Source organism: Streptococcus sp. ELY_90, from assembly GCF_058314475.1.
Window position 1 is genome coordinate 15,489 of record NZ_JBZFUJ010000011.1, and the last position, 26,382, is coordinate 41,870.

Sequence of the window (26,382 nt, forward strand, 5' to 3'; positions counted from 1 at the left end):
TTTCCTTATTATTTAGCAGCTTTAACTGCTGATTTGATGGTGATAAGAGATTTCTTAGCACCCGGCACATTACCCTTAATAAGGATAACGTTTTTTTCCGGAACAACTTGAACTACTTCAAGATTTTGAATCGTTACGCGGTTGCCGCCCATGCGTCCAGCCAAATGTTTGTTTTTGAAAACACGGTTAGGCGCAACTGGTCCCATAGAACCAGGACGACGGTGGTAACGAGAACCGTGAGCCATAGGACCGCGTGATTGACCGTGGCGTTTAATAGCACCTTGGAAACCTTTACCTTTAGTTGTACCAGTAACATCAACAACATCACCAGCTTCGAACTGTTCAACAGTTAATTCTGAACCAACTTCTAAGCCTTCAATGTTTTTGAATTCACGAATGAAGCGCTTAGGAGCCGTGTCAGCTTTTGCTACGTGACCTTTGGCGGGTTTGTTACTCAATACTTCGCGCTTGTCATCAAAACCAACTTGAACTGCTTCATAACCATCTGTTTCAACAGTTTTCACTTGAAGCACAACATTTGGAGCAGCTTCGATGACAGTAACAGGGATAAATTCACCGGCTTCAGTGAAGATTTGAGTCATTCCCACTTTTTTCCCTAAGATTCCTTTTGTCATGAGAAAATATTTCCTTTACTTATTTTTATTTAAAAAGTTTTTAATGAGCGTTTTTCATGCTCAAAAAAGTTTTTAACGAGCGTTTTTTGTGCTCAAACCGAATTAGAGTTTGATTTCTACGTTTACACCGCTTGGAAGATCAAGCTTCATAAGCGCATCAACAGTTTTTTGCGTTGGGTTCACAATGTCAATAAGACGTTTGTGCGTACGCATTTCAAATTGTTCGCGAGAATCTTTATACTTGTGAGTCGCACGAATAATTGTGTAAAGACTGCGTTCAGTAGGAAGCGGTACCGGACCGGCTACGCTTGCGCCTGTACGAGTTGCTGTTTCTACGATTTTTTCTGCCGCTGTATCAAGTGTACGGTGTTCGTATGCTTTCAAACGGATACGGATTTTTTTGTTTGCCATCTTTTCTCCTCTCGTCTATTTAAAATAATAGGCTAGCTCCGCAAGAAAACCGGCAGCCGTTGCGTGGCAATGCAACCGAGCGTGTCGCAACCTCTTGCATCAAAACTAAAAGCTGTTTTTTTACAGCACCCGATTAGTATAACAAATAAAACCTTCTATTGCAAGGGGTTTGCCGACTTTTTTTATTTTTCTTCTATGAAAAGGCTTTAAAAAGAGAGCGAGGCAAATTATGATTTCACAAAAATCAATTTCCTCACTCTCTCTTGCAGATAAGACTTTTTCTCTATTTAATTAGCCGCCCTTTCATATACCTTTTGTACATATAATACAAGAATAACCAGCGAAAGATATTATCCGCCAGCGTTGCAAGCCAAACACCGGATAAGCCCAAGCTCAGGCTGACACCCAGAAAGAACCCTAAAAGGACACGGATAAGCCACATTCCAATTGTTGTAGCATAAAAAGGGAGCTTGGCCTTTCCCAGACCTTGCCAGACTGCTGTAAAAATCAAAGTGCCCGATGTAGCGGGACCGCCGATAAAAGAATAAAACAGCACAACCAAGCTGGCTTGCAAAGCCTCGTTATTGTCTGTAAAAAGAAGAGTCAGGTGTCTTCCTCCAAAAAAGACAAGGGTTCCGATTGACAGCATTAATATAGTAGAAAGAACATAGGATTCTCTAACAACCTGACGAATATCGTCCTTGCTGCCCTCACCCAGATAGTGAGCGACCAGGATGACCGTTGCCGTGGCAACTCCTATGCCCGGCATGTAATTAAATTGTGTCAGGGTTTCGCCGATTGCATTTCCGGCGACAGCCGTCGTCCCAAACCTGACAATAATGGCTACGATAACAATATCTCCCGCCCGCATCATCAGCCGCTCTCCGGCTGCAGGCAAAGCAAGGGCTGTTAAATCTTTATCCAGCTTAAATTTTGTCGCAGTTAAAATTGCCTTAACTGGCAGCTGACTCGCCAGGACACCGACTCCAACGAGACGTGAAAACACTGTCGCGCCGGCAACACCGGCAATTCCCCAATGGCACAGAAAAACGGTTGCTGCTGATAACAGAGCATTCAAAACATTGGTCAAAAAGCTGGCATACATCGGCAGTCTTGCCTTACCCTGAGCCCTTAAAACAGCGCCTAAGGTTGTCTGCAGCCCCAAGGCAGCTATCAGACCGCCAACCACTGCCAAATAAAGACTTCCTGTACGTGTCACATCAGCAGCTGTTCCCAAAAAATGCAGCATCTGCCGCCCAAAAATTAAAGATGCCGCTCCCAAAACCAGGCTGATAACTATTGTTAAAAAAATGGATTGAGCTTGATAAAATCGTGTTTTGACAGCATCCTTTTCTCCCAAACTTTTAGCAATCAGGCTGGATACCGCAGCTCCGAGAGCAATAAAAACAGCTTGGTAAACAGTAATAATGTTATTTGCGACCGAAACACCTGAAACAGCCGCTAAGCCGAGCTGCGCAACCAAATAATTGTCCACAACCCCCATCAGCATCTGCAAAAGGTTCTCTGCCATAGCCGGCAGAGCAAGCCCGATAATTTTCTTTCTTTGCTTCATATTCCTATACACGAAAACCTCTCACAAGACCAAAATTCTTTTATATTGCCTTACAGCTTACTGTCAACATACTGAATAAAAAAGAACCGATTATGTATCAGTTTAACGAAATTATTCCTTACTGAAAAACCAGCCCTTGCGAACGATACTTTTAGTTATAATTAAGAGGCTGGAATTTGGTTCCAGCCTCCCCTTTAGATTTCTAAATAAGACTCAACTGCTTTTTGCATATCAGCAGCCGCAACCACCTTACGATGGCGAATCGGAGCACTGTCAAGGCCGGCAACTGCTGTCGGTACAGCAACGCCCGACAGCTCATTTAAGTCGCGGACAGCTGCAAAATCATCTCCCGAATCCTTACCGGTGACTGCCTGAACAGTAACCCGCGGAAACTTATAAGGGCTGGCTGTTGAAGCCATGACCGTCGGTTTAGAATCCCCCGAAGCCGTCTTATAGGCACGGTAGACAGCAGAAGCCACAGCTGTGTGCGGATCTTCAACGTACTTATTCTCCTCATAAACACGCTTAATTTCTGCAGCTGTTTCTGCTTCGCTGGCAAACCCTGCTGCAAACAAATCTAAAATGTCTCTGTCTGCATTTTCCAAGGTATATTCGCCTTTTTCTGCCAGAGCTTCCATAAGCTCTTTTGTCTTAGCAGAATCATTGCCCAGCAGATGAAAAATGAGTCGCTCTAAGTTTGATGAAACCAAAATATCCATGGACGGACTGGTAGTAACGTAAAATTCACGTTTTTTATCATAGGTTCCGGTTTTGAAGAAATCAGTCAGTACATTGTTTTCATTGGAAGCACAGATCAATTTTCCAATTGGTACACCAATTTGATAAGCATAGTAGGCAGCCAAGATATTGCCAAAGTTTCCGGTTGGCACGGTAAAGTTGACCTTGTCCCCATTTTGAATATCTCCGGATTTGACCAGCTGCGCATAGGCATAAACATAGTAAACAACCTGAGGAATCAAGCGGCCGACATTCATTGAATTGGCAGAAGAAAACTGAGCTCCTTTTTGCAGCAGCTTATCCCGCAGTTCAGCATCATTGAACATTTTTTTAACATTGGTCTGAGCATCGTCAAAATTCCCTTCAATGGCAACGACGTGAGTGTTGCTCCCTTTTTGTGTTGTCATTTGCAGTTCTTGGATTTTGCTGACGCCTCCGTGAGGATAAAAGACAATGATCTCTGTTCCGGGAACATCAGCAAAGCCTGCCATGGCAGCTTTACCGGTATCCCCCGATGTTGCCGTTAAAATGACAATTTTATTATCAACACCCTGCTTTTTAGCTGCTGCTGTCATCAAATAAGGGAGAATAGACAAAGCCATGTCCTTAAAAGCAATTGTTGAGCCGTGAAAGAGCTCAAGATTATACTGGCCATTAAGTTTCACAAGCGGTGCAATCGCCGGTGTGTCAAACTTATCATCATAAGCATGTGTAATGCAATAATCCAGCTCTTCTTCAGTAAAATCATCTAAAAAAGCAGACAAAACTAATTTAGCAACTTCCTGATAAGAAGCTGTTTTAAGCTGTTCAAAATCCAGCTCAACCTGCGGATAAGAAACAGGTGTGAACAAACCGCCGTCTGCAGCTAATCCCTGCAGAATGGCCTGGCTGGCAGTCACAGTATTGTTGGCATCACGAGTCGATTGATAAACTAGGGTCATGATTCATCCTCTTCTTTTATAGATAGCTTTTTTAGCATTATACCATAATTATATCAAAAGAGCGCAGCTTTATTCAGCCGAGCTAAAAATCCAGAACTGCTGTCAGCTAAACCGGTAAAAGCCTGTTTTCTTTTTGCCGGATATCTGCTGCAGGAAGGCAAAAAGCCGAGACATGCCCGGCTTTTTGAGTAAAAAATTTAGTTGCCCCAACGAGAATCTACCCCGGCAATGGAAATCCATACCACCGCCAAAGCATTGTAAAGCAAAGCAGACATTTGCACGATACCCTCCTGTTTCTACCATTTGATGTCACCTATATTATAACGCAAGAATTTGTTTTTGCAAGCCCATTTTAAAAGTTTTTTAAAGATTTTGTAAATGTTATTATAACTGACATCGAACGTTAGCTTTAGGTGCTGATTGACCTAAGCAGTGTCAGCTTTTCTCTTTATTTTTTCGCTTTATATTGGCTTTGCTAGCATTATTCTGTAGCATTTATTCACACAGGAGACAGCAATCAAAAAGCATACCCGCCGATTTATAGCAGATATGCTTTTATTTATAGAACGAGGAATCAGTTGCCTGCTCTTAACGACTGCTTATTTTTCACCTTTGGCAGGCTTTTTAGCAGAGGTCTGAATGGCTTTTTTGATGGTTTCAACATAGAGTTTCGCCCCTTCATCACTGCTGTCATTATAGTGGACACCATCAGACTCCGTCCAAATTTCAGAATGCGCAACAGCTGCCTCATACCAGTCTGCAACCGTGACATATTTGTACTTTTTAGCCAGACTTAACTCATAGCTGCGAACATCAGGAATGCGTTCATCTTTAGTATTGTAAGGCGTCACAATGACTAAACGGTGGCCGTCAGGAAGCCCGTCAATGAATTGCTGGAGATTATTTTCATACCCTTCTATCGAATTGACACCGACAGCAAGCACCACTGTTTTGGACAGGCTTTTATTTGTGATGTGATTTTGAAAGATTTCATAGGCACTTTCAAAATTTCGGCTGACCGCTGCGTCAACCTGCGCTTCCGGCAGGACTGCTGAAAAAGCAGAACTGGAGCGCAGTGTGACCGAGTCACCGATAACCGTAATATCACTGATGGCACCGGCATCACCGGCAGCAAGCGTATGGGTTCGGTTCATGTTATTGTCAGCCTGATTGAGAGAATCCACCAGAAGTCCTGTTTCAAAAGCACCGACGCTTGGTGCAGTAACGGTAATACCCAAAGCGATGGCTGTCAAAAGACCAGCAAGACCGTAAAACCATTTTTTATACTGATCCAGATGAATTTCCAGACCTAAAAGAGACGAACGTTTACCGGCAATATAAGGTTCAACAAGGTAGTAAGAAAGCGTCGAGAAGACAACGGAGAAAAACAGAGTGAAAATAACTGCCAGCCAATTGTTCATCAACTGACCAAAAATGATGTAAAAAGGCCAGTGAAAAAGATACATCCCATAGCTGATATCAGCCAAATAGGTCACAAGGGCAGGTTCTGATATGTCCGGTGTCTGCTCATGCAAAATACGGCTGGAGTAAACCATAACAGCTGTAAACAGACTGGCCAGACCAAAACCAAATAGATAAGTAATAATATTATCAAAGTCAAGTACGAAGCCCAGCAGAAAGAGCAGAGCCGCACTGCCGATCACGTAAACAAGCACGCGCTTTGTCGGCCAGAGGCGAACATTTTTCTTAAACCGCTTGGTTGTTTCACGAATCCCTGAGGTTGTCGCAAAAATAGCTCCCAGGAAAAATGGAAAAATGTGCGTCAGCGTTGAAAAATAAATCGCTGAAAAATTACTTACAAAGAAAGCACGAATAAACATGCTGGCAAAACTGAGAAGAAACAAAGCCGCTGAAATCAGGAAAATCAGCCCGCGGAACTGCCGCTGATCTTTAACCTTTTTCGACAAAAACCACACCAGAATCCCCCAAAAAAGGTAAAAGTGCACTTCAATGGCTAAACTCCAGGTATGGACAAAAAGATGCGGGATAAACTGACTTTCATAGCTGCTGCCCGTAAAAATCTCATACAGATTAGTCGTGAATCCCAGTACAGCAGCAATCTGCCGGCCGATATCCGCTACAAAATCTTTTCTAACCAAAAGCGTAAAAGGCATGGTTACCAGCACCATGATAACCAAAGGCGGAACAATACGGTAAAAGCGCCGACGCAAAAAGCCTAAAAGGTCTATTGCCTTATTTCGAGCATACTCATCAATCAGCAAGGCTGTGATAAGATACCCTGAAAAGGTGAAGAAAACGTCTACTCCAATAAAGCCGCCCGGAAAAGCCTGCTTAAAGAAGTGATAGAATAAAACCAGAAAAAGCCCGACAACTCTAACAAAAGAAAACCATTTTATTCTCATTTTTGATAAATTCCCTGTTTAAACTTTCCTTTATAAATTTTCTTGTCCTTAGCAATCAGCTTTCCCTGACCGTCAGCCTGCCCTTTCTTAAACTCGCCGGTATAAGACCAGCCCATGCCGGATTTAAAGGTGCCGCGGCCGCTGAAAACACCGTTCGCAAAATCGCCCTCGTAAACATCCCCGTTAGGGTAGGTAAGCTTTCCGTAACCGTTCATCCGGTGGTTGAGAACATAGCCTGTATATTGAATCTTGCCATTTTCATAAGTCAGCGTTGCCTTGCTGCCAAATTTAATGCTAAAAACAGATAAACCGCATACAACAATGACAATGACAGCTAATAATTCTAATTTTTCTCTTGTTATCTGTATTTTCTTCATCTTATCCATTCAATTCTATTTTAATAATGTCATTTTACTACAATTTGAAAATATAACAAGGTGCAGCTAATCAATTTTTCCCAGCCACATGCGGCAGCCCTTTTGGACTAAGCGGTAAGTTTCTTCAAAGTCCCCTGTATAATAAGGATCCGGCACCCCGCCGTCAGTAAACAGGAAGATTTTATCATCAAACTGACCCTTTGACATTTTCTTCAAATCACGGACATTTGCACGATCCATACCAATGATAACATCAAAATAGCGAAAGTCAGTCATGCTGATCTGCTGAGATTTCTTGGAAGAATCATAGGCAATATCATACTTTTTAAAAATTTTCTGTGTTCCGCGATGAATCGGATTGCCGTGCTCCCAGCCGGAAGTAGCCCGGCTGGCAATTTCAAGATTGTCGGAAGCAACAGCTTTCATGACAAATTCGGCCATTGGGCTGCGGCAGATATTTCCCAAACAAACAAAACAAATTTTCTTCATATGTACTTCCTTTGACGTGTTAAACAGCTACTTGTTTTCTATATAATCATAGCCCAAGTGCTCATAAGCCTTAGCCGTTGCAACCCGGCCGCTGCGGGTTCTCATCATAAACCCTTTTTGAATGAGATAGGGCTCATACATGTCCTCAACCGTTTCACGCTCTTCCGCGATATTCACCGACAGCGTTCCCAGGCCCACAGGGCCGCCGTGATAGATTTCAATCATTGTTTTGAGAATCTTCTGGTCAATATAATCCAGCCCTTCATGATCCACATCAAGCATGGTCAGAGCCTTATCCATTATTTGATCATCAATCAGACCGTCTCCCATAATCTGAGCATAATCACGCACGCGCTTTAACAGACGGTTAGCAATACGCGGAGTACCGCGGGAGCGTCTGGCTAATTCGAGCGAAGCCTGATGGGTAATTTCCATCTCAAAAATATCCGCTGTCCGCTCAACAATCTCGGTCAGGTCAGCTTCTGTATAGTATTCCATGTGACCGGTAATCCCAAAGCGGGCCCGCAAAGGGTTAGAAAGCATACCGGCACGTGTCGTTGCGCCAATCAGCGTAAAAGGCGGTAAATCCAGATGCACACTGCGAGAGGTCTCCCCGGCACCAATCATAATGTCAATGTAGAAATCCTCCATAGCACTGTAAAGAACCTCTTCTACAGCCATGGGCATTCGGTGAATTTCATCAATAAACAGTACATCCCCGGGTTCCAATTCATTGAGAACAGCAACCAAATCACCAGCCTTCTCAATAGCCGGTCCGCTGGTTTGTTTGAGATTGACTCCCAGTTCATTCGCGATGACAAAGGCCATGGTGGTCTTACCGAGCCCCGGAGGGCCAAAGAGCAGCACATGATCCAGCGCTTCATCGCGCTGTTTGGCCGCCTCAATAAAAATCTTCAGCTGATCCTTTACCTTATTTTGACCAATATATTCCTGCAAGTACTGCGGGCGCAGAGTCCGTTCAGCAAACTCTTCATCGCCCATAAGCTCATTATCTAAAATTCTAGTCATAGTTTAATTGTATCATCTTGCCGGCAAAAGAAAAAGACATAAATCAGCCTCAGCTAAAAATTTAAAAAGAGCTGCAAAAAAAAGAAAGACCTTTGCTGAAAAAGCAAAAATCTTTCTCTTTTTGACCCTAAGACCGCTTTAAATACTTCTGTTTAGAGAGCTGTGCGGTCTTATACCGATCAAAGAGCCTTATCCGGAAGTTTTAGCTGTGTTTTTACAGACTAGATACCCCACCAGTCAAGAGCTCTTAAAAAGGTTGAAAAAATTGCAGCCATAGTCTTCTCCTTTCTTTGTTGATGGTATTCATTATAAGGTATTGGAGAAGAAAAGAACAGGACATCTATGTCCTGTTTTGGGAATCCTGCTGCCACTCTTTTTCCAACTGTTCTTTCAATACAGTATTTTCTGTTAATTTCGCAAACAAAATAGCAGAGTCATAATGTTTTCTGGCTTTCGCTTCATTATTTTCTGCCAGCAGATAATGCTTCCATTCAAGGATGCTGACAATGGGCTTCTTTTGAAAATCAGACGTTTTCATCATGATATCATTGGCAACTGCAATCAGCTCTTTAATCATGTCATATTTTTCCAAAAGAAGGAGAATGCCGAAATTGTTGAGCAGAACATTATTGAGCACAAATAAATCTTCCACGGGCAGATAATCGCTCTGCTTTAAAAGGACCTGCATCAGTTGATTGTACTTATCCAGATCAAACATATCCATCCGCAGATCACTGATGGTCAAACAGGAAAAATAGAGGTCAATGATGATTAGATCATTTACCTGATAGCGTTTGCGCATCAAAATCTGGTCAAAATAATCATTTAAAATGCCAACCCCAAAATCAATATTTTCACTGAGATGAATGTCTAATTTCGACTGAAGGGCATCAACCACAAGCTGCTCTTCTTCCGGCAGGGTGTCGTAAAAATGATTAAAAATCTCATCAAAATAAGCCTCCCTTTCAGCCAGTTTTTCCTGATCGCCGTAGGTCGGTGTTCTCAGTAACAGATACTTCAGCTCCTTGTAGCGGCTAGGCAGGTCAATGTTTCTTCCATCAGTCAGATAATCCAGTGTCACACCCAAACGTTCAGCGATATAAACAGCTTTCCTGAGTGTGGGAATTGACTCTGCCGACTCAATCCTTGTCAGCTGCCGCATGGACAGCTCAGACTCATCTTAACAGAAAACTTCCTTGGTCAGCCCCTTTTCTAACCGCAGCCGTTTTACTCTCTCCCCAAAATCTTCTAACATAAAATCTCTTTCTCATTTTTTATTATTCTATCATAAGTCTATAATATAGTAAATTTTTCTAATATTTTTATGCTGATTTTAAATGTAAAAAGCTGCGACTTTCGTCACAGCTGTCTGTCGTTTATTAATCTTCCAGGCCAATGCGCTTGAAGATCTCATCAACACGCTTGGTGTAGTAAACAGGGTTGAACAGCTCATCAATCTCATCCTGGCTCAAACGCGACGTAACAGCTTCATCAGCTTCAAGAAGCGGTTTGAAGTCCACTTGATTGTCCCATGAGTAGGCTGTTTTCGGCTGAACCAGGTCGTAGGCTTCTTCACGGGTCATGCCTTTTTCGATGAGCTTAAGCATGACGCGCTGGCTGAAAATAAGACCGAAGGTTGACCCCATATTGCGCTTCATGTTTTCTGGGAAAACGGTCAGGTTCTTGACGATATTGCCAAAACGATTGAGCATGTAGTCAATGAGAATAGTCGTATCCGGTGCGATGATGCGCTCAGCCGAGGAGTGGGAAATGTCACGTTCGTGCCAGAGAGAGACGTCCTCGTAAGCCGTAATCATGTGACCACGGATGACACGCGCAAGACCCGTCATATTTTCAGAGCCGATCGGGTTACGCTTATGAGGCATGGCAGAGCTGCCCTTTTGACCCTTGGCAAAGAACTCTTCCACTTCGCGCTGTTCTGATTTTTGCAGACCGCGGATTTCCGTCGCCATGCGTTCAATTGAGGTTGCAATGCTGGCAAGAACGGCAAAGTATTCAGCATGCAGATCACGCGGCAGAACTTGAGTGGAAATTTCCTGAGCACGGATGCCTAATTTTTCACAGACGTATTTTTCCACAAATGGCGGAATGTTGGCAAAATTCCCAACGGCACCGGAGATTTTCCCGGCTTCGACACCGGCGGCCGCATGTTCAAAACGCTCAATGTTGCGCTTCATTTCGCTGTACCAAGTGGCTAATTTAAGACCAAAAGTCGTTGGCTCCGCATGAACACCGTGGGTACGGCCCATCATGATGGTAAACTTGTGTTCACGTGCCTTATCAGCGATAATCCTGAGGAAATCATCCAAGTCCTTGCGAATGATGGCGTTCGCCTGCTTGTAGAGGTAGCCGTAGGCCGTGTCCACCACATCGGTCGAGGTGAGACCGTAGTGAACCCACTTGCGCTCGCGGCCAAGCGTTTCAGACACCGCACGGGTAAAGGCCACCACATCGTGGCGGGTCTCCTGCTCAATCTCCAGAATACGGTCGATGTCAAAGTCCGCATTGGCACGAATTTTCGCCACATCTTCCTTAGGGATTTCCCCCAGCTCCGACCATGCCTCATCAGCCAAAATCTCGACCTCCAGCCAAGCACGGTACTTGTTCTCTTCACTCCAAATGTTCGCCATCTCAGGGCGTGAATAACGGTTTAGCATTGTTTTAAACTCCTTTGGCTTTCAGCCAGATTTCTAATTTATTTTTTCTTTGCCCTGACGGGCAGTTTTTTAATGATGTTTCACTTAGGTGGGGCGGACACCAGCAAACCTTCGGTTTCATGGCTAATTGTTGAGCCTAAGGTCTCAACAATTCCGTCGCTTACGCTCTCCCCACGGCGTGAAACATTGGGTGGGCGGCCTACGATCGCTAATATTTATTAACTATTTATCCTCAAGAGACAGCTGTGCGGCTTTCTCTGCATGGATAGCTGTTGTGTCATAGAGGGGGAGGTCTGTGTCTGCTTGTTTGACGAGGAGACCAATCTCTGTACAGCCTAGGATAACGGCTTCTGCGCCAGCATTTTTCAAATCATCAATGATGGCAAGGTAGGTTTGCTTGGAGCTGTCTTTAATGTCTCCCAGACAAAGCTCATCATAGATGATTCGGTTGACCTCGGCAATGCCAGCTTGGTCTGGAATTAGTACCTCAAGCCCTGCTTCAAGCAATTTATCCTTATAAAAATCTTGGGTCATGGTGTACTTGGTGCCCAAAAGGCCGACTCTTTGAATGCCGTTTTCAAGCAAAGCCTCAGCAGTTGCCTGCGCAATGTGCAGGATAGGAATGGTAATTTTTCCCTGAATCTGCGGAGCAACCTTGTGCATGGTATTGGTGCAAATAACAATGAAGTCGGCACCGGCCTGCTCCAGCTTCTGGGCAATTTGGCTCAGCACTTCCGCACTCTTAGCCCAATCGCCGATTGCCTGATAGTGCTCAATCTCCGCAAAATCAACACTATAAAGCAGAATCTTAGCCGAATGCAGACCGCCAAGCTCTTTTTTGATTGTCTCGTTGATGAGCTGATAATAAGTGGCTGTGCTTTCCCAACTCATGCCACCGATAAGGCCGATTGTTTTCATGTTTGTTCTCCAGTTAGGCTAATTGATACATAAGGTTGTTTAATAACTCTCTTTATTTTACTGAGCTCCAATATCTACTCTCATTAGCTGTTCTAATTTCCAACGAATGTTATCCAACTTATTACACCTTCCATCATTATATTTCAATTTACGACCAGCTATAAAGGCGTTATTCAGGAGCACCTCAAATTCTACTAAACAATTTTTAACTTCCTGACTTGAATATAAATCTATAAATTTGTCATTATTTCTAAATTGCTCGTACTTTTGTTTTGCATCAAAATATTTGTCTTTTATTTCTTCAATTTCTTTTATGTAGTGCTCCCTATTTCGAATTTCTGTTTTTATATCCTCTTCATCTTGATAGGTAAGGCCTTCTCGCTCCAATTGTTTTTGATAATCTTCCTTAATCTGAATTTTCAAAATTCTATTTACTGTATCAAAGCCCTCTAAATTAAACCTTGGGCTATCTGATAATAGAGCCATGACATCATATGGAGTTTTATTTGGAAATAGAGATATTAGTCTCAATAACTTGTTGTAGGGCTCTGTTAATTTTTCTTGCTTATTTCTTTTCTCTTCACTTTTTTTACCAAGAAAATACTTAATCCCTCCTCCGACAGCTACAATAACTCCAACAATCTCAGCAATATTAGACCAACTCTCTAATTGATTTGCTTGTAACATAAAGTCTACCAATCCATCCCTTCCCCAAACTCCTCAACCTCATCCGGCTCATCACTAAACACCGTGACATGTCCCATTTTGCGGTTGTGCTTGGCTTCTAGTTTACCATAAAGGTGGAGGTGGGCGCTAGGGTTGGCGCGGACATAGGCTTGGGCTTTTTCTATGTGTTGGCCGAGAACGTTGAGCATGACGGCCGGAGCATGAAGTTCGATAAGTGGCAATGGCTGGCCTAACACACCTAAGATATGGGTGTCAAACTGGGAAAAGTCGCAAGCCTCGATGGAATAGTGCCCTGAGTTGTGAGGGCGCGGTGCGATTTCGTTAACGATGATAGTATCATCTGTCGCAAACATTTCTACACAAAGGGTGCCTGACAGCTTCAGCTGTTTGGCGATTTGCACCGCCATGGTCTGTGCCTGAGTGCTCAATTCATCCGAAATACGGGCCGGAACAATGGTTTTAGAGAGAATATTGTTGCGGTGGATATTTTCCTGAACGGGAAAGACCGTCACGTCTGTCCCGTTTCCTGATACAATGACGGAAATTTCCAGATTGAAATTGACAAATTCTTCCAGAACACAGTCTGCTGTGTCTGCTAACTGACAGGCGTCAGTCAGATTTTCCTCAGACCTGATGACTACCTGACCATGCCCATCGTAGCCGCCTGTCGCGGTTTTGAGGACATAATTTTTAGACAGGTCAAGGCCGTCCAAATCGCTGCTGGAGTGAACCACCTTGTAGGGTGCCACAGGGACATTTGCCTTGTTAGAGAGGAAGTCTTTTTCAAAAATTCGGTTTTGAGAAATGCGGAGTAAATCTGTGCCTTGCGGCAGCTGACCGCCCTTGACAACAGCGTCTAGGGCGTCTGCATCAACATTTTCAAATTCATAGGTCAAGACATCACAGCGTACCGCCAGCTGACGCAGAGCGTCAACATCATCGTAGGATGCCGCAATAACTTCTGCTACCCGAGAAGCCGGACAGTCCGCTGCGGGATCTAAGGCAATGACCTTATGTCCCATATAAATAGCAGAAATAGCCATCATCTGCCCCAGCTGACCGCCGCCGATAATTCCTATTGTCTTAGTTGAGCTCATCAGTCGACTCCTCGGCGATTCTGCCTTGTTCTTTGTGGAAATCAGAAAGCAGCTGAGCGATTTTTTCGTCCTCAACGGAGAGAATGCGCAGAGCTGTCAGGGCAGCGTTGGTCGCTCCCGCTTCACCAATAGCCATGGTCGCCACAGGCACACCGCCCGGCATCTGAACAATGGAATAAAGAGAATCAAGGCCGCTCAAAGCGCGTGATTTGACCGGCACACCGATAACAGGCAGCGTTGTTTTGGCTGCCACCATCCCCGGCAGATGGGCGGCTCCGCCGGCACCTGCAATGATGACCTTGATACCGCGGCCGCGTGCTTCTTCAGCGTGTTTGAACATAAGATCGGGTGTGCGGTGGGCTGAGACAACTTTCTTCTCATAAGCCACGCCGAACTGATCTAAAACTTCTGCGGTTTTTTGCATGGTAGCCCAGTCGGATTTGGACCCCATGATAATAGAAATAATTGGTTTTTTCATGAAAATTCCTTCTTTTTTGACAGTTTCCTTGGGTAGTGGGGACGCAAGCGACCGCCTACGGCGTTCCATTGCTTAATTTCGGGCCCACAGTCTCGAAATTCCCCTAGACGATTAACACGTTAATCGTCTTTTCACTACGGCGGAAACTGTTGGATTTTAGCGACCTTCGGTCGCTTAGCTGCGCTAAACTTTAGTCTTTAATGGCTTTGCTGCCGATATCGTGACGGTAGAAGAGGCCGTCTGTGTTTTGTTTGGCAAGTTCCTTGTAAATTTTATCCTGACAAGCTTTGACCGTGTCTGCTGTGGTAACAAGCATGTAGACACGTCCGCCGTTGGATAGCAGGGCTCTGCCATTTTCCGCAAACTTAGCCCCTGCATAGTAAGTGATGATATCGCCGTCGGTCTTAGCTGGCAGCTCCACACCCTTTTCATAGGCGAGGGGATAGCCGTTTGATGCGACAACTACGCCCAGGGTCACTCCCTTATCCAGCCAAGTCATGTGCGGCTCTCTGCCCTCCAAAATATCCGTGATGTTCTGCGCAAAATCAGACATCAAACGCGGCAGGATAATCTGAGTCTCAGGGTCACCAAAGCGCGCGTTAAACTCAATGACCTTGGGACCATCAGCGGTCAGGATCAAGCCGCAGTAGAGCACGCCCAGATAAGGCCGTCCTTCTTTAATCATGCCCTCAAGCACAGGCTTGACGATGGTTTCCACCGCCGTGTCCACCACGCTTTGAGGCAGGTGCGGCACCGGTGCATAAGCCCCCATACCGCCTGTATTTGGCCCCTTATCGCCGTCGTAGGCCCGTTTGTGATCCTGGGCTGTCGGCAGGATGTAAAACTTATCGCCGTTGACCAAGGCAAAGAGGGAGAACTCCTCACCGTCCAGAAACTCTTCGATAACCACGCGCGCACCCGAATCACCAAACTTATTGTCCAGCAGCATTCCATGCGCCGCTTCTACAGCCTGTTCCACAGTTTCTGCCACGACCACACCCTTGCCCAGCGCCAAACCATCAGCCTTCACGACAATTGGAGCGCCCTGCTTTTCGATATAAGCCTTGGCTTCCTCGAAGTCGGAAAATGTGCCATAGGCTGCTGTCGGAACATCGTATTTGACCATGATTTCCTTGGCAAAATCTTTGGACCACTCCAGCTCCGCTGCTAACTTAGTCGGACCAAAAGCTTTGAGTCCAGCACTATTAAAATCATCAACGATGCCAGCTGCTAAGGCATCATCAGGACCAATAAAAATCCAAGCAATGTCATTGCTCTTTGCAAAATCAATCAAAGCAGAATGTTCGGAAATTCCGATATTTACAATTCCCAAACCATCCAACGTCATCCCGTCATTGCCGGGCGCCACAAAGACCTGCTCAACCTGCGGAGACTCCAACAACTTCCTCGCAATCGCATGCTCACGACCGCCAGAACCAACAACCAAAAGTTTCATAGCTAAGATACCTCAATATAAAGAAAACGTCTGGAAAAATTTCCAAAAACTGAGTTTATTTCGTAAAACACAGATATTTCACGAATTATATAGGATTATTATAACATATTTGTTCGGGGATGAGAAATGATCATAATGTACCAATTAAAAAAGAGCAGGCTCCGTAAAGTTTTTGACGAAATGTGACTGAGTCAATTATTTAGAAGGAAACCCCACGGAACACTCTATTGTTATCAAAAATTAATAATCACTACCATTTTCTTTTTTAACACCTATGTTATAATGAAAAATTAAAAAAGGGGAAATGAGATTGAAAATTTTTACAAATATCCAATCTGATAAAGTGAAACAAATAACTCAATTTATAAAAGATAATCGAGGAGATCTTGCTTGCTTTTCATCAATATCTTTAGTCAATGCGCTCTGTGCTTTTATAACTCATTTCACGCAGCCTTATTTAAGCTTTATTGCTATTTTTATAGTCACTCTTACTATTCTGCGATGCTTTCTACTCTTAAAGTTCTTTTCAAAAGATCATGAGGTTAAAATCAAGAAAATAGATCTGCTGTGGATAATCCCTATCTATTTTATTACTTTTGGAGGATTGACACTGATAGAATTTGTTTTATTTTATCAGTTTGAGCTAATAAATCTAGTATTTGCATTTATCATCTCATGTCTCAGTCTAGGTACTTTTTATCTTAGTAAATGGTTTATTAACAACAATCCGTGGGTACACATCCTTACAGATATTCTAACAACTCCACTGTTATATTTATTAGCAGCATGGTTTCAAAAAATACCAAACCTAATAATAGTTATCTGTGTTTTTGGTTTACTTGGGTTAAGATATCTCTTTATTATCAAACTATACAGCAAGAAATTATCACTTTTGATAAATGATAATTCTTATATCATTAGTGAAACTTTTTCATTTTTCGCTTATTTCGCTACTCTTGCTAATATTGATCAAATCTTAAATCATTCTTTAATAACGGTAAACGGAGCATTAGAGGTTTTCTCTTATCTTTTCTTTTATGTGTCTTTACTCTATATAAAAATTTTGTCCTATAAAATCTATGTTCTTTCAAAGAAAGAGGCAAGTGCTTTTATGATCCTCGGATTCAGCTATTTTATAACTATTGTAATAATTGCTGCTATCCTTCTCTATTTCCAAAACGATGGTGGTTTAGATCTTCTGATGTGGATAGTTCCTGTAATTAGTTCTACTTTTTTGCAAGGTATCTTTAGCGTACAAGAATTTAGACTAAAACGAACAATTCAACCTTCTGCAAAGTTTAAGTTTATGGCTTATGGATTTAATATTACATTGTTTTTGACCCTGTTATTATTGAACTTACTGATTAAGTGGGGAAAACACCATTCTATTCCTATTATAGATGCGCAGTATCCTTATCGTTTTATTGACTATAGAAATATGATACTCTTTTGCAGCATGATAGGAGTTGTAGTCAGTTTTATCATAACTGAATCTTTATCTAAATATTTTACTAATCCTAAGAGTGGCTTTGCCACTGTAAAACCTCCGAAACGCAGAATTCCACAAAGAGTTCATAAAAAGAAGTAATACTAAAAAGCATCAGTTCAGACTAACTGGTGCTTTTAGATCATTTCTGATTAAAAAAGAATATATAACGGATATGTCCGGTTACTCAATAATTGGAATATACCATATCACTAAAAATAATATTTGCCAAGATATAATCAGTATAGACTCAAGCCTTTTGAAGCAGCTTGTGAACCTCAATAAATTCTTGTGCAATGACCTTGAAGCTTTCTGCGCTCATGAGCTGGTCTTCTGCATGCATCAAAATCAGTTTGAGATTGACCTGTTCATTGCTTGCTTCCTGCTGGATCAGACCTGCATGAGCATGGTGGCCTTCATTGAAATTCTTGTCCCCTTCTTCTAACAAGGCTTCTGCCTGATCAAAGTTACCTGCCTTAGCTTCTTGAATGGCTTCGATATAGCAAGATCTGGCAGCTCCTACTGCAGCGATAATTTGAAATGCGACTAGTTCGATTCCTTCCATTCTTTTCCTCGCTTCTAATCTCCCAGCAATTCTTTGACATGCTGGACAACTTTTTCACCATTCATAGTACCATAAGCCTGAATATCAATGGCTTCTACCGGTTTATCTGGAAACATGTTTTTAACTTTATTCAGATTAAAACGAATTTGCGGACCAAGCAAGATAACATCCGCATCCTGTCCTTTTTCGTCAACAGTTGATACTGGATGGGCATCTACTTCCATGTCATAATTGATGCTTGCTGCGTAGTCACGCATTTTATTCATCAAGAGTGATGTTGACATGCCTGCGGCACAGACTAACAATACTTTTCTCATTTTTCTACCTCTTTCTTTACATTAAGCTGCTTGTTCTTCTTTGTAAGCTTGATTGTCTGCAATCTTGAAGAATGGATACCAGATAAAGAGCTGAACAATAATGATGGCAATAACCATTAGGCCTAAACGCCAGCCGCCCGAAATAAAAGGACCGATAAAGGGCGGCATGACCCAAGGAAGCTGAACTGTCGGGTTAAAAGACGCCCCTGCTCCCAAGAACTGAACAGCAATATAACCTATGGTTCCCCCAATCAAACCCGTTACAATCATTGGAATGAAGAAAATTGGATTGAGCATGATTGGCATACCAAAAATCATCGGTTCGTTGATGTTAAACATATTGGGAACTGCAGCAACATTTCTAAGGGCCTTGTAACGTTCTGATTTTGCAGTAAACATGACAAAAGCCAAAGACAAGGTATTGCCGGTACCGCCAATATAGCAGGCAGTATACATCAAAGCAAAAGTCAAATGAGGTAATTGGGCCGAAGGCGTACCAGACATGAAAGCTTCGATATTTTTTGTATTAGCGGCCATGATAATGGGCAGATAAACACTGAGCAGCGGAGCCGGATGGATTCCAAAGAACCAGCAGAAATTCAAGAAAGTCATAAAGAGAATCATTGAAATTGGTGATGAACCAAAGAGCATGACCGGTTTGGCGACTGTTGAATTAACCAATTCAAAGATATTGCCGTAGGATGTTAAACCAACAAGGTATCTTAAAACAAATACTCCTGTAAAAAGAATCATGGCAACAAAGGTCGGACTCAGTGATTCAGACACATTCGGCGGAACAGAGGAAGGCAGTTTCAGCTTGATGCCTTTTTTCATTAATTTGGTATAAGAGATTGCTATTAAGAGAGCAATGATCATACCAACAAAAATTCCGTTGCTGCCAAGATAAGTCGTTGAGATAGCAGCTGTGCTTTTCTTACCGACAGTCACTGTTTGAGGCATAAGAACAATAAAAGCTGCAATGGCCAATAAAGCTGTCGTAATCCCGCTTTCTCCTTCGTTTTTACCATAGTGATAAGCAACTGCAGGTGTAATATAAATAGCCAGCAGACTCGATGTAGCTGATACTAAATCAAGCATATGCTGAAGCATGCCCGTATGAGTTAGAAAGTCCTGCAAGGCTGGTATTGGCAAGTTTGCAATGACAGCAAAAGCAGCGACACCAAGCGTAATAGGCAGAGTCGTCATCATCCCTGCAGTTAAGGCAGAAATAATTTTACTCTCACTTAATTTCTGAGCAAAAGGTCCCATAACCCTTTCAAGACCTGATTGCATTGAATCCATAAATGACATCCTTTATCCTCCTTCTTAATTTAGATCTGTACCGTTTGACTGAATAACCTTTTGATACCAATAAAAACTGTCTTTGCGGCGGCGTTCCAGACTTCCTTGACCGGTATCATCGCGGTCAACATAGATCATGCCGTAACGTTTTCGCATTTCACCCGTACCTGCGCTGACTAGGTCAATGCAGCCCCAAGGCGTATATCCCATCAACTCAACGCCATCCTTATTAATAGCGTCAGACATAGCTTCAATGTGCCCTCTCATATAGGCAATGCGGTAATCATCGTGAATGCTGCCGTCCTCTTCTATCTTATCTTCATAGCCAAGGCCATTTTCTACTACCCAAAGAGGCAACTCATAACGCTCCCAAAGTGTATTTAGAGCAATCCGCAGACCAATTGGGTCAATCTGCCAACCCCAAGCATTGGCCTCAAGATAAGGATTTTTAACCCCCATGGTAAAATTTCCTGCTTGATTAGCAGCCTTGCTAGTACTTGCCACATGAGTTGAATAGTAAGAAAATCCAATGAAGCTTACTGTCCCGTCCGCCAGAAGCTCCAAATCGCCATCTTCCATCTCAACATGAACTCCTTTGCGTTCGTATTCTTTTAACTGATAAGCGGGATACTTCCCTCGGCACTGAACATCACTGTAAAAATGCGCCCAATGTGAACCTTCCATAACAGCCAACTGGTCTTTGGGATTACAGGTTTCGCCATAAGTGACACCATAAGCCAGCATCATTCCAACCTTAGCATTTGGCGACAGCTCTCTTGCCAGCTGAACAGCGCGTGCGCTGGCAAGAAATTGGTGGTGAGCTGCCTGCGCTTTACTTTGTTCATCTGACTTGATAAGACCGCCACCCATGTAAGGCGCCATAGCTATCAAATTGATTTCATTGAAGGTTAGCCAATACTTGACCTTGTCCTTATACTCTGTAAAAAGAACACGGCATAGGTTGATATAAAAGTCAACCACACGGCGATCCAACCAGCCGCCGTATTTATTGGTCAAATTAAGCGGTGTTTCGTAGTGGGAAATGGTCACCAAAGGTTCGATATTATATTTATGACATTCGTCGAAGACAGCGTGGTAAAAATCAATTCCTGCCTGATTGGGTTTCTCATCATCCCCATTTGGGAAGATTCGTGCCCAGTTAATAGATAAGCGGAAGCACTTGAAGCCCATTTCAGCAAACAGAGCAATGTCTTCCTTATAATGATGATAAAAATCTGTCGCAATGTGTGACGGGTAATAGTCACCATCAACAACATCTAAAACAGCACCCTCCGGTACTTCCATAGCTGCGCCGAACCCCATACTGGCAGAGCCTGTTTCACCCGTTTGAGGGTTGCGCCAGGTTACTCGTCTTGCGACTGTATGACTGCCATTGGTTAAAACATCGCTGGTATTAAGGCCTTTTCCATCTTCACGATAGCCGCCTTCGTACTGGTTGGCTGCTGTTGCACCTCCCCATAGGAAATGAACAGGGAACTGTGTTTTTGCCATTGTCCCTTCCTCCAATCTCTTTATGTTTATAGTATAGCGCTTTCATTTTTTAAAATAACTCACTTCTTTAACATAAAAAAGGCGGTGATTGATTTTTTTAGTATCAACCATCGCCTTTTTTTCGTTACTAAAGAGTTAATCTTTATTGCTTAAAAGTACTATAATATCACTGTATAATATTATGGAGGGAAATCATATGACTGCAACAAAAGAAGCTATAAAACTGGCCAAAGAGATGAACAGGCTCTTTCAAGAGTCCGATGACAAAAGAGATAAAAATTTACCCCAAATTATTCCTGAAGTTCAGCGTTTTAATGACATTCCTTACGGCCCTATTGAAAAATGGCACCTTCTTGATATTTACCGTCCCAGAAATGCCAAAGGAAAACTGCCAATTATCATCAATATCCACGGCGGAGGCTGGGTTTACGGCACTAAAGAAACCTACCAGTTTTACGGCATGAGTTTAGCCAAAAAAGACTTTGCTTTTGTCAATATTAACTATCGGTTGGCACCGGCAGTTGAATTTCCAAGCAGCCTTGACGATATCAACCGTGCAGTTCATTGGGTATCAAAACATGCTGAAGATTATGATTTGGATTTGGATAATGTTTTTTTAGTTGGTGACAGTGCTGGAGGACAGATGGCTCTGCAATATATCACAATTCTTATCAATGACCGGTATAGAAACCTCTTTCACTATGATAAACCACAACTTACTGTCAGAGCTGCTGCCATAAATTGCGGAGGTACTTTCCTTTATTTACCTGGCGCTATAGCTGGGGCTCCTGAAGCTTATTTTACCCAAGAAGTTCAAAAAAAATATGCTGAACATTTAAGCACCGAAAAATACTTAAATACAGATTGCCCGCCCTTATTTATCATGACCGCTACTAATGATTTTCTTCGAGATGACTCTGTCAGACTAGATGGTTTTCTCATAGGAAAGGGCATTGAGCATGAATTTCACCTCTATGGCAGCTCAGACAATCCTAAAGGTCACGTCTTTCACTGCAATATCAGAGATGAACTCGCTCAGCAGTGTAATGAAGATGAACTTAACTTTTTTAGAAAGCACATTGTTAGATAAGTTAAAAAGATCTCCTTTCATAGCGAGATCTTTTTACATTTAATCTGTCAAATACAAAAGTGTATAAAGAGCGCCAAATAGATTAGCATCATTACCAAAGGTTGCCGGTACAATGGCAATCTGAGGAAGATTCATTTTTAAAACCGGATTGCCGTTTACAAACTCATGGTACTGATTGCGGATTTCATCCAGAACAATGGGCTGGGCACTGATCCCGCCGCCAATAGCATAAGTGGTTAAATCAAAGAAAGATTGCAAATTCAAAATTAAATAAGCAATGTAACGGCAGTAGGTTTGAAAAATCGGAAAAATCTTCTCATTTTTAGCATTGATAGCTTCAAAAGCAGCCAATCCGTCTGCCAGATTGGGCTCTCCAAGTTCCCTATTAACATCCTTAATCATATTAACAGCGGAACCCAGCACTCCTGTCATCTTGTTAAAGTCCGGCCGGCTGGCATCAAGTACCGATAAACTAAGTTCTCCTGCCTGAAAGTGCGGGCCAAGACGCAATTTCCCATCTAGGATGATCCCGCCGCCAACGCCTGTCCCGAGGACAATAACCGCTGCGTCTTTGACATCTTTTAAACTTCCAAGCCATAATTCCGCAAGTGCTGCAGCTTTAGCGTCATTTTGAACACCAACTGTTAATCCATATTTCTTACCAATAACCTGCTTAAAGCAAACACCGTCCAAATAAGTCAGAGCACCGCCAAAATAAACCGTTCCCGCATTCGTATCAACTTTTCCCGGAACACTAAAAGCTACTCCCTTTAGATCAGTGGATTGATAATGTTCAATAATCTTAAAAATTTCTTACCAAAACTGTTCAAGGCAATCATGCGGAGTGTCTGCTTTACCAGTCTCATACACTTTCCCAGTGCCGTCCATAAGGGCATATTTGATATTAGTTCCGCCTACATCAATCGTTAAATATTTTTTCATAACAAAAGAACCTCTCCTCCTGATGTTAGTATAACAGGACGCAACCCAAAAGATGGTACATTTGATTAACCATTTTTGGGCGCTTATTGATGTGCTTGTTTTTTTATTTTTCGGGAACTTTGGCCATAAATTCTCTGTAAGGCTCTGTCCATGGTTCGCAAGCCGCTAAAGCCACATTGAAGAGCTATCTCAGTTGCGGTTTTCTGAGTTTCACTGAGCATTTTTTTAGCCTCTTTAGCACGGATATAGTTTATGTATTGAAAGACCGTTACTCCCATTTGTCTTTTGAAAAATCGGGACAGATGCTCTTTGGATAAAAAACAAAAATTAGCAATATCTTCTAAACTGATAGCAGCTTGAAAATGTTCTTCAATATAAGTTTTGATTTCCTGAAGACGTTCTTTGTCTTTAGCATCCTGGCGGCTGTTGACATTTATCGTGCGCTTTTCTAAAAATTTTTCCAGCAAAATCTGTAAAATCTCAAAAAGAATTATAGTTTTACTCAGATTATCATCACTATAATGAAGATCCACAATATGATTCAGTTTCTTTTGCAGCTGCAAATAAGCTTTTTTTTGAGCATATGAAAATTCTTCAGGCTGATTAATTTTAAAATAATAATCTCCAATATCATCTTTGTAATTTTTAATCAGCTGATAAGGAAAAATAACGGTTAAGGCTTTCTGCTCTATATCAGGATATTTGAATACCCGAATGCTGTGCAGATCCATAGTATTGGTTACTAAAATAGTGCCGGCAGAAGTCGTGTAAGACTGGCCGTCAATGAAAAAATTAGCAATATGCCCGCTGATGGTATAACTGATTTCAATTGATGAATGCCAATGAGGTTCGATATAACTCGCCGTATTCCCTTCGTGTAAATAAATCCAGGCTGGCAAATGATTATCGGGAGTTACCAGTTCATGCTTGTACATTAATGGACCTCCTTTGAGTCTAGTTATCATTATTATAGCAGGAATAAAGCTTAAATAACTAATTTTTTTATTGAACTTTAAACACCTAAAACAGAACAGACAGCAGATATATTATCGGCGTTTTTTACAGCATTTTCGATCAATAGTTAAAATCGATAAATGATATCTGCTGATAAGCTGAACGCAAGAGCTTTAGGTCCTTATCCGTTAACCTTCATTCACCGTCATGTTAAAAAACTCTATCATGATTTAATCATAGAAAAACCCAGCCATATATGAAACCTTAGAAAAACACTAAAGTAGAGTCATACAATGCTGAGTTTATTGTGGATTATGGGTTATCGAGGAGCTTGTGCAGAGGCTCAGTCAACAATGTCTGCCAAAGGACTGATTGTGATGCCTTCCTGCTGGAAGGTTTGTCTGATTTCTTTGACAAATTTAAGCGCCTTGGGACCGTCTCCGTGAACACAGACGGAATCTGCCTCAATGGGTATGGTTTTGCCATCAATGCTGACAACTGTTTTATCTTTAATCATTTGGATTAAGCGTTTTATAGCCACATGCTCATCGGTAATCATGGCGCCTTCTTTGTTGCGGCTGACCAAGGAACCGTCGCTTTCGTAAGCACGGTCCGCAAAAACTTCTTTTGCCACTCTTAATCCGCTGGCTTTGGCAGCCAGCGCTAATTCACTGGCAGCCGGGCACAGCAAAATGAGCCTGTCATCATAGCTGGCAACAGCCTGCGTAATAGCCCTTGCCAGTTTGCTGTCTTTGCAAGCCATATTATAAAGAGCCCCGTGCGGTTTCACATGCTGCAGCTGCATGTTGCCGGCCTTAGCAAAAGCATCTAAGGCACCTATTTGGTAAGTTGTATCCGCCGCAGCTTCTTTAGTGCTTATCTGCAGGTTGCGCCGGCCAAAGCCTATCAGGTCGGAGAAGCCCGGGTGAGCCCCCATGGCAATTTTATTTTCTTGAACTAATTGGGTGGTTCTTAACATAACCAAAGGATCTCCTGCATGAAAACCGCAGGCAATATTAGCTGAGCTGATTAAAGGGATAATCTCGCTGTCTTGTCCCATATGATAGGCACCGAAACTTTCTCCTAAATCGCTGTTTAAATCAATTTTATATGTCATACCGATCTCCTTGGCTTAAGCACTTACTGCTTATTTTATCAATTCTACCGTCTCTAAATTTAGGATCTTCCATTATACTATACTGAAAATCTAAATTTGTTTCAACACCAAGCACAACCATTTCATCTAAGGCTGCCTGCATTTTTTGAATGGCAGCGGCTCTGCTGGGCGCCCGAACAATGACTTGAGCAATCTCTGTATCATAATCCTGATAGGCAGGAATTTGATAACCGGCATAAAGAGCAGTATCCACTCTGATACCATGGCCGGCGGGCACATGCAAATGATGAACCAAGCGAGACTCTGTCTCAGAGCTTTCAGCAGAAACATCTGCTCTGATGCAGCAGACAAGAGCGTGCCCTTTGCCAGCGGCCTCTTCTTGTTTAAAAGACAAAGCTTCGCCGTCAGCAATTCTAATCTGCTCGCCAATCATATCCAGTCCTGTTGCAATTTCTGTCACACCGTGCCTAGGTGTAATACTGGCCGTCACTCCTTTAAAATAGAACTGCTGCGATTTATCCAGGGCAAAAGCAACCGTTCCAATATTGGTATAATGAAGAGTCTTTGCAATCTCAAGAGCTGCCTGTCTTAATGCCTGACGGCTTTTTGTCTCGAGAGCCGAAGGTATTTCTTCCAGTATGCTCTGCCCATTTGCCCGGCTCAGGCAGTCTTTTTCTTCCAAAGCCACAATGTTGCCAAACTGATCAGCCATAATGGGAACTTCAACAGTTCGGGAAACATCAGCAAAACCTTTTGCAGTTCCATCAAGATCAATATGAGCTAAATTCCCAGACAAAAGAAGAGAATCAGCCTTCTCTTTTATTTGCTCAAACTGAGAGTCATCATGGAGCTGTTCAATGAGCTCAGGATCAGGTCCGATAAAAATAATCCCGTGCTTTTGACAGAGTCTGGCAAAGGCAGCATCTTCTGCCAGAAAACCGCAGCCCGGATGAACAGCATCAGCTCCGGTATATAAAGCAGCTGAAATGATATGTTCCCGGTTCAAATAACTATTCTCAAAGGATCCCTGACCGATGCAAAGGCTTTGGTCTGCCAGCTGCACATGAAGACTTTGAGCGTCTTCTTTGGAATAGACAGCGACCGACTGAATTCCCATACTGCGGCAGGCCCGAATAATACTGACTGCTATTGTGCCGCGATTGGCCACGAGTATTTTTTGAATCATGATATTACCTACTTAACTGT

At 42.7% G+C, this 26,382-nt stretch carries 24 protein-coding genes and 2 pseudogenes; 2 read left to right on the forward strand and 24 right to left on the reverse strand.

Going from position 1 to position 26,382, the window contains the following annotated elements; translation table 11 throughout:
- Nucleotides 1-8 precede the first annotated feature (8 nt).
- From rplC to purD, 16 genes and pseudogenes are all read right to left on the reverse strand, one after another.
- Complete coding sequence (gene rplC / locus AC4HAF_RS07570; RefSeq protein WP_027974850.1) at nt 9-635, reverse strand: 50S ribosomal protein L3; 627 nt, start codon at nt 633-635, stop codon at nt 9-11.
- 102 nt (nt 636-737) lie between these two features.
- On the reverse strand, nt 738-1,046 hold the full coding sequence (rpsJ, locus tag AC4HAF_RS07575) for a 30S ribosomal protein S10 (RefSeq protein ID WP_003067229.1): 309 nt from the start codon (nt 1,044-1,046) through the stop codon (nt 738-740).
- A gap of 283 nt (nt 1,047-1,329) precedes the next feature.
- Nucleotides 1,330-2,619 (reverse strand): MATE family efflux transporter, encoded by a 1,290-nt coding sequence (locus AC4HAF_RS07580; protein ID WP_491097271.1) that lies wholly within the window; start codon nt 2,617-2,619, stop codon nt 1,330-1,332.
- A 194-nt stretch (nt 2,620-2,813) separates the two neighbouring features.
- Nucleotides 2,814-4,298, reverse strand: coding sequence for a threonine synthase (gene thrC, locus AC4HAF_RS07585; RefSeq protein ID WP_491097272.1), 1,485 nt, complete (start codon nt 4,296-4,298; stop codon nt 2,814-2,816).
- A 102-nt stretch (nt 4,299-4,400) separates the two neighbouring features.
- Nucleotides 4,401-4,601, reverse strand: coding sequence for a hypothetical protein (locus tag AC4HAF_RS07590; protein WP_491097273.1), 201 nt, complete (start codon nt 4,599-4,601; stop codon nt 4,401-4,403).
- 296 nt (nt 4,602-4,897) lie between these two features.
- The gene (locus tag AC4HAF_RS07595; RefSeq protein ID WP_491097274.1) at nt 4,898-6,682 is read right to left on the reverse strand and encodes an acyltransferase family protein; all 1,785 of its coding nucleotides are present in this window, start codon (nt 6,680-6,682) and stop codon (nt 4,898-4,900) included.
- Entirely contained in the window at nt 6,679-7,059 is a 381-nt protein-coding gene (locus AC4HAF_RS07600; RefSeq protein WP_491097315.1) for a hypothetical protein, read from the reverse strand. Before AC4HAF_RS07600 ends, AC4HAF_RS07595 begins: the two co-directional genes overlap by 4 nt.
- Before the next feature lie 66 nt (nt 7,060-7,125).
- Nucleotides 7,126-7,548: a low molecular weight protein-tyrosine-phosphatase gene (locus AC4HAF_RS07605; protein ID WP_027974845.1), complete on the reverse strand. Its 423-nt coding sequence runs from the start codon at nt 7,546-7,548 to the stop codon at nt 7,126-7,128.
- Between the two features lie 27 nt (nt 7,549-7,575).
- The gene (gene ruvB / locus AC4HAF_RS07610; RefSeq protein ID WP_491097275.1) at nt 7,576-8,577 is read right to left on the reverse strand and encodes a Holliday junction branch migration DNA helicase RuvB; all 1,002 of its coding nucleotides are present in this window, start codon (nt 8,575-8,577) and stop codon (nt 7,576-7,578) included.
- Nucleotides 8,578-8,917: 340 nt separating this feature from the next.
- Nucleotides 8,918-9,832: pseudogene (locus AC4HAF_RS07615) on the reverse strand (helix-turn-helix domain-containing protein).
- A gap of 124 nt (nt 9,833-9,956) precedes the next feature.
- The gene (purB, locus tag AC4HAF_RS07620; protein ID WP_491097276.1) at nt 9,957-11,255 is read right to left on the reverse strand and encodes an adenylosuccinate lyase; all 1,299 of its coding nucleotides are present in this window, start codon (nt 11,253-11,255) and stop codon (nt 9,957-9,959) included.
- A 222-nt stretch (nt 11,256-11,477) separates the two neighbouring features.
- Nucleotides 11,478-12,173, reverse strand: a complete 696-nt coding sequence (locus AC4HAF_RS07625; protein ID WP_491097277.1) for an aspartate/glutamate racemase family protein — start codon at nt 12,171-12,173, stop codon at nt 11,478-11,480.
- 57 nt (nt 12,174-12,230) lie between these two features.
- Nucleotides 12,231-12,860, reverse strand: coding sequence for a hypothetical protein (locus AC4HAF_RS07630; RefSeq protein WP_491097278.1), 630 nt, complete (start codon nt 12,858-12,860; stop codon nt 12,231-12,233).
- A gap of 5 nt (nt 12,861-12,865) precedes the next feature.
- Nucleotides 12,866-13,957, reverse strand: a complete 1,092-nt coding sequence (purK, locus tag AC4HAF_RS07635) for a 5-(carboxyamino)imidazole ribonucleotide synthase (protein ID WP_491097279.1) — start codon at nt 13,955-13,957, stop codon at nt 12,866-12,868.
- Nucleotides 13,944-14,435, reverse strand: coding sequence for a 5-(carboxyamino)imidazole ribonucleotide mutase (purE, locus tag AC4HAF_RS07640; RefSeq protein ID WP_027974835.1), 492 nt, complete (start codon nt 14,433-14,435; stop codon nt 13,944-13,946). The genes purK and purE overlap by 14 nt, the downstream gene beginning before the upstream one ends.
- Before the next feature lie 190 nt (nt 14,436-14,625).
- A complete protein-coding gene (gene purD / locus AC4HAF_RS07645; protein ID WP_491097280.1) occupies nt 14,626-15,891 on the reverse strand; it encodes a phosphoribosylamine--glycine ligase in 1,266 nt (421 codons plus the stop codon).
- Between the two features lie 310 nt (nt 15,892-16,201).
- On the opposite strand from purD, the gene AC4HAF_RS07650 reads away from it, so the two are divergent.
- Nucleotides 16,202-17,479 carry a hypothetical protein gene (locus AC4HAF_RS07650; protein WP_491097281.1) on the forward strand — a complete coding sequence of 426 codons (1,278 nt, stop codon included), beginning with the start codon at nt 16,202-16,204 and terminating at the stop codon, nt 17,477-17,479.
- A gap of 148 nt (nt 17,480-17,627) precedes the next feature.
- On the opposite strand, the gene AC4HAF_RS07655 is transcribed toward AC4HAF_RS07650, so the two are convergent.
- From AC4HAF_RS07655 to AC4HAF_RS07670, 4 genes are read right to left on the reverse strand one after another with little or no spacing between them, the layout of a single operon-like run.
- Nucleotides 17,628-17,942 (reverse strand): PTS sugar transporter subunit IIA, encoded by a 315-nt coding sequence (locus AC4HAF_RS07655; RefSeq protein ID WP_491097282.1) that lies wholly within the window; start codon nt 17,940-17,942, stop codon nt 17,628-17,630.
- A 14-nt stretch (nt 17,943-17,956) separates the two neighbouring features.
- Entirely contained in the window at nt 17,957-18,259 is a 303-nt protein-coding gene (locus AC4HAF_RS07660; RefSeq protein ID WP_491097283.1) for a PTS sugar transporter subunit IIB, read from the reverse strand.
- Nucleotides 18,260-18,280: 21 nt separating this feature from the next.
- Complete coding sequence (locus AC4HAF_RS07665; RefSeq protein ID WP_491097284.1) at nt 18,281-19,570, reverse strand: PTS sugar transporter subunit IIC; 1,290 nt, start codon at nt 19,568-19,570, stop codon at nt 18,281-18,283.
- 15 nt (nt 19,571-19,585) lie between these two features.
- The gene (locus tag AC4HAF_RS07670; protein ID WP_491097285.1) at nt 19,586-21,073 is read right to left on the reverse strand and encodes a glycoside hydrolase family 1 protein; all 1,488 of its coding nucleotides are present in this window, start codon (nt 21,071-21,073) and stop codon (nt 19,586-19,588) included.
- 196 nt (nt 21,074-21,269) lie between these two features.
- Here AC4HAF_RS07670 and AC4HAF_RS07675 point away from each other — a divergent pair, with 196 nt between their 5' ends.
- On the forward strand, nt 21,270-22,163 hold the full coding sequence (locus AC4HAF_RS07675; RefSeq protein ID WP_491097286.1) for an alpha/beta hydrolase: 894 nt from the start codon (nt 21,270-21,272) through the stop codon (nt 22,161-22,163).
- A gap of 39 nt (nt 22,164-22,202) precedes the next feature.
- Here AC4HAF_RS07675 and AC4HAF_RS07680 read toward each other — a convergent pair.
- From AC4HAF_RS07680 to AC4HAF_RS07695, 4 genes and pseudogenes are all read right to left on the reverse strand, one after another.
- Nucleotides 22,203-23,105: pseudogene (locus tag AC4HAF_RS07680) on the reverse strand (ROK family protein).
- An 83-nt stretch (nt 23,106-23,188) separates the two neighbouring features.
- Nucleotides 23,189-24,040 carry an AraC family transcriptional regulator gene (locus AC4HAF_RS07685; protein WP_491097287.1) on the reverse strand — a complete coding sequence of 284 codons (852 nt, stop codon included), beginning with the start codon at nt 24,038-24,040 and terminating at the stop codon, nt 23,189-23,191.
- A 362-nt stretch (nt 24,041-24,402) separates the two neighbouring features.
- Nucleotides 24,403-25,176: a LamB/YcsF family protein gene (locus AC4HAF_RS07690; RefSeq protein ID WP_491097288.1), complete on the reverse strand. Its 774-nt coding sequence runs from the start codon at nt 25,174-25,176 to the stop codon at nt 24,403-24,405.
- A complete protein-coding gene (locus AC4HAF_RS07695) occupies nt 25,166-26,362 on the reverse strand; it encodes a biotin carboxylase N-terminal domain-containing protein (protein ID WP_491097289.1) in 1,197 nt (398 codons plus the stop codon). The genes AC4HAF_RS07690 and AC4HAF_RS07695 overlap by 11 nt, the downstream gene beginning before the upstream one ends.
- Between the last annotated feature and the right edge of the window lie 20 nt (nt 26,363-26,382).

What these genes read in the sequence shown, in the direction of transcription:
- rplC (WP_027974850.1), bottom strand. Translation starts at nt 635, where the DNA reads ATGACAAAAGGAATCTTAGGGAAAAAAGTGGGAATGACTCAAATCTTC.
- rpsJ (WP_003067229.1), bottom strand. Translation starts at nt 1,046, where the DNA reads ATGGCAAACAAAAAAATCCGTATCCGTTTGAAAGCATACGAACACCGT.
- AC4HAF_RS07580 (WP_491097271.1), bottom strand. Translation starts at nt 2,619, where the DNA reads ATGAAGCAAAGAAAGAAAATTATCGGGCTTGCTCTGCCGGCTATGGCA.
- thrC (WP_491097272.1), bottom strand. Translation starts at nt 4,298, where the DNA reads ATGACCCTAGTTTATCAATCGACTCGTGATGCCAACAATACTGTGACT.
- AC4HAF_RS07590 (WP_491097273.1), bottom strand. Translation starts at nt 4,601, where the DNA reads ATGGTAGAAACAGGAGGGTATCGTGCAAATGTCTGCTTTGCTTTACAA.
- AC4HAF_RS07595 (WP_491097274.1), bottom strand. Translation starts at nt 6,682, where the DNA reads ATGAGAATAAAATGGTTTTCTTTTGTTAGAGTTGTCGGGCTTTTTCTG.
- AC4HAF_RS07600 (WP_491097315.1), bottom strand. Translation starts at nt 7,059, where the DNA reads ATGAAGAAAATACAGATAACAAGAGAAAAATTAGAATTATTAGCTGTC.
- AC4HAF_RS07605 (WP_027974845.1), bottom strand. Translation starts at nt 7,548, where the DNA reads ATGAAGAAAATTTGTTTTGTTTGTTTGGGAAATATCTGCCGCAGCCCA.
- ruvB (WP_491097275.1), bottom strand. Translation starts at nt 8,577, where the DNA reads ATGACTAGAATTTTAGATAATGAGCTTATGGGCGATGAAGAGTTTGCT.
- purB (WP_491097276.1), bottom strand. Translation starts at nt 11,255, where the DNA reads ATGCTAAACCGTTATTCACGCCCTGAGATGGCGAACATTTGGAGTGAA.
- AC4HAF_RS07625 (WP_491097277.1), bottom strand. Translation starts at nt 12,173, where the DNA reads ATGAAAACAATCGGCCTTATCGGTGGCATGAGTTGGGAAAGCACAGCC.
- AC4HAF_RS07630 (WP_491097278.1), bottom strand. Translation starts at nt 12,860, where the DNA reads ATGTTACAAGCAAATCAATTAGAGAGTTGGTCTAATATTGCTGAGATT.
- purK (WP_491097279.1), bottom strand. Translation starts at nt 13,957, where the DNA reads ATGAGCTCAACTAAGACAATAGGAATTATCGGCGGCGGTCAGCTGGGG.
- purE (WP_027974835.1), bottom strand. Translation starts at nt 14,435, where the DNA reads ATGAAAAAACCAATTATTTCTATTATCATGGGGTCCAAATCCGACTGG.
- purD (WP_491097280.1), bottom strand. Translation starts at nt 15,891, where the DNA reads ATGAAACTTTTGGTTGTTGGTTCTGGCGGTCGTGAGCATGCGATTGCG.
- AC4HAF_RS07655 (WP_491097282.1), bottom strand. Translation starts at nt 17,942, where the DNA reads ATGGAAGGAATCGAACTAGTCGCATTTCAAATTATCGCTGCAGTAGGA.
- AC4HAF_RS07660 (WP_491097283.1), bottom strand. Translation starts at nt 18,259, where the DNA reads ATGAGAAAAGTATTGTTAGTCTGTGCCGCAGGCATGTCAACATCACTC.
- AC4HAF_RS07665 (WP_491097284.1), bottom strand. Translation starts at nt 19,570, where the DNA reads ATGTCATTTATGGATTCAATGCAATCAGGTCTTGAAAGGGTTATGGGA.
- AC4HAF_RS07670 (WP_491097285.1), bottom strand. Translation starts at nt 21,073, where the DNA reads ATGGCAAAAACACAGTTCCCTGTTCATTTCCTATGGGGAGGTGCAACA.
- AC4HAF_RS07675 (WP_491097286.1), top strand. Translation starts at nt 21,270, where the DNA reads ATGACTGCAACAAAAGAAGCTATAAAACTGGCCAAAGAGATGAACAGG.
- AC4HAF_RS07685 (WP_491097287.1), bottom strand. Translation starts at nt 24,040, where the DNA reads ATGTACAAGCATGAACTGGTAACTCCCGATAATCATTTGCCAGCCTGG.
- AC4HAF_RS07690 (WP_491097288.1), bottom strand. Translation starts at nt 25,176, where the DNA reads ATGACATATAAAATTGATTTAAACAGCGATTTAGGAGAAAGTTTCGGT.
- AC4HAF_RS07695 (WP_491097289.1), bottom strand. Translation starts at nt 26,362, where the DNA reads ATGATTCAAAAAATACTCGTGGCCAATCGCGGCACAATAGCAGTCAGT.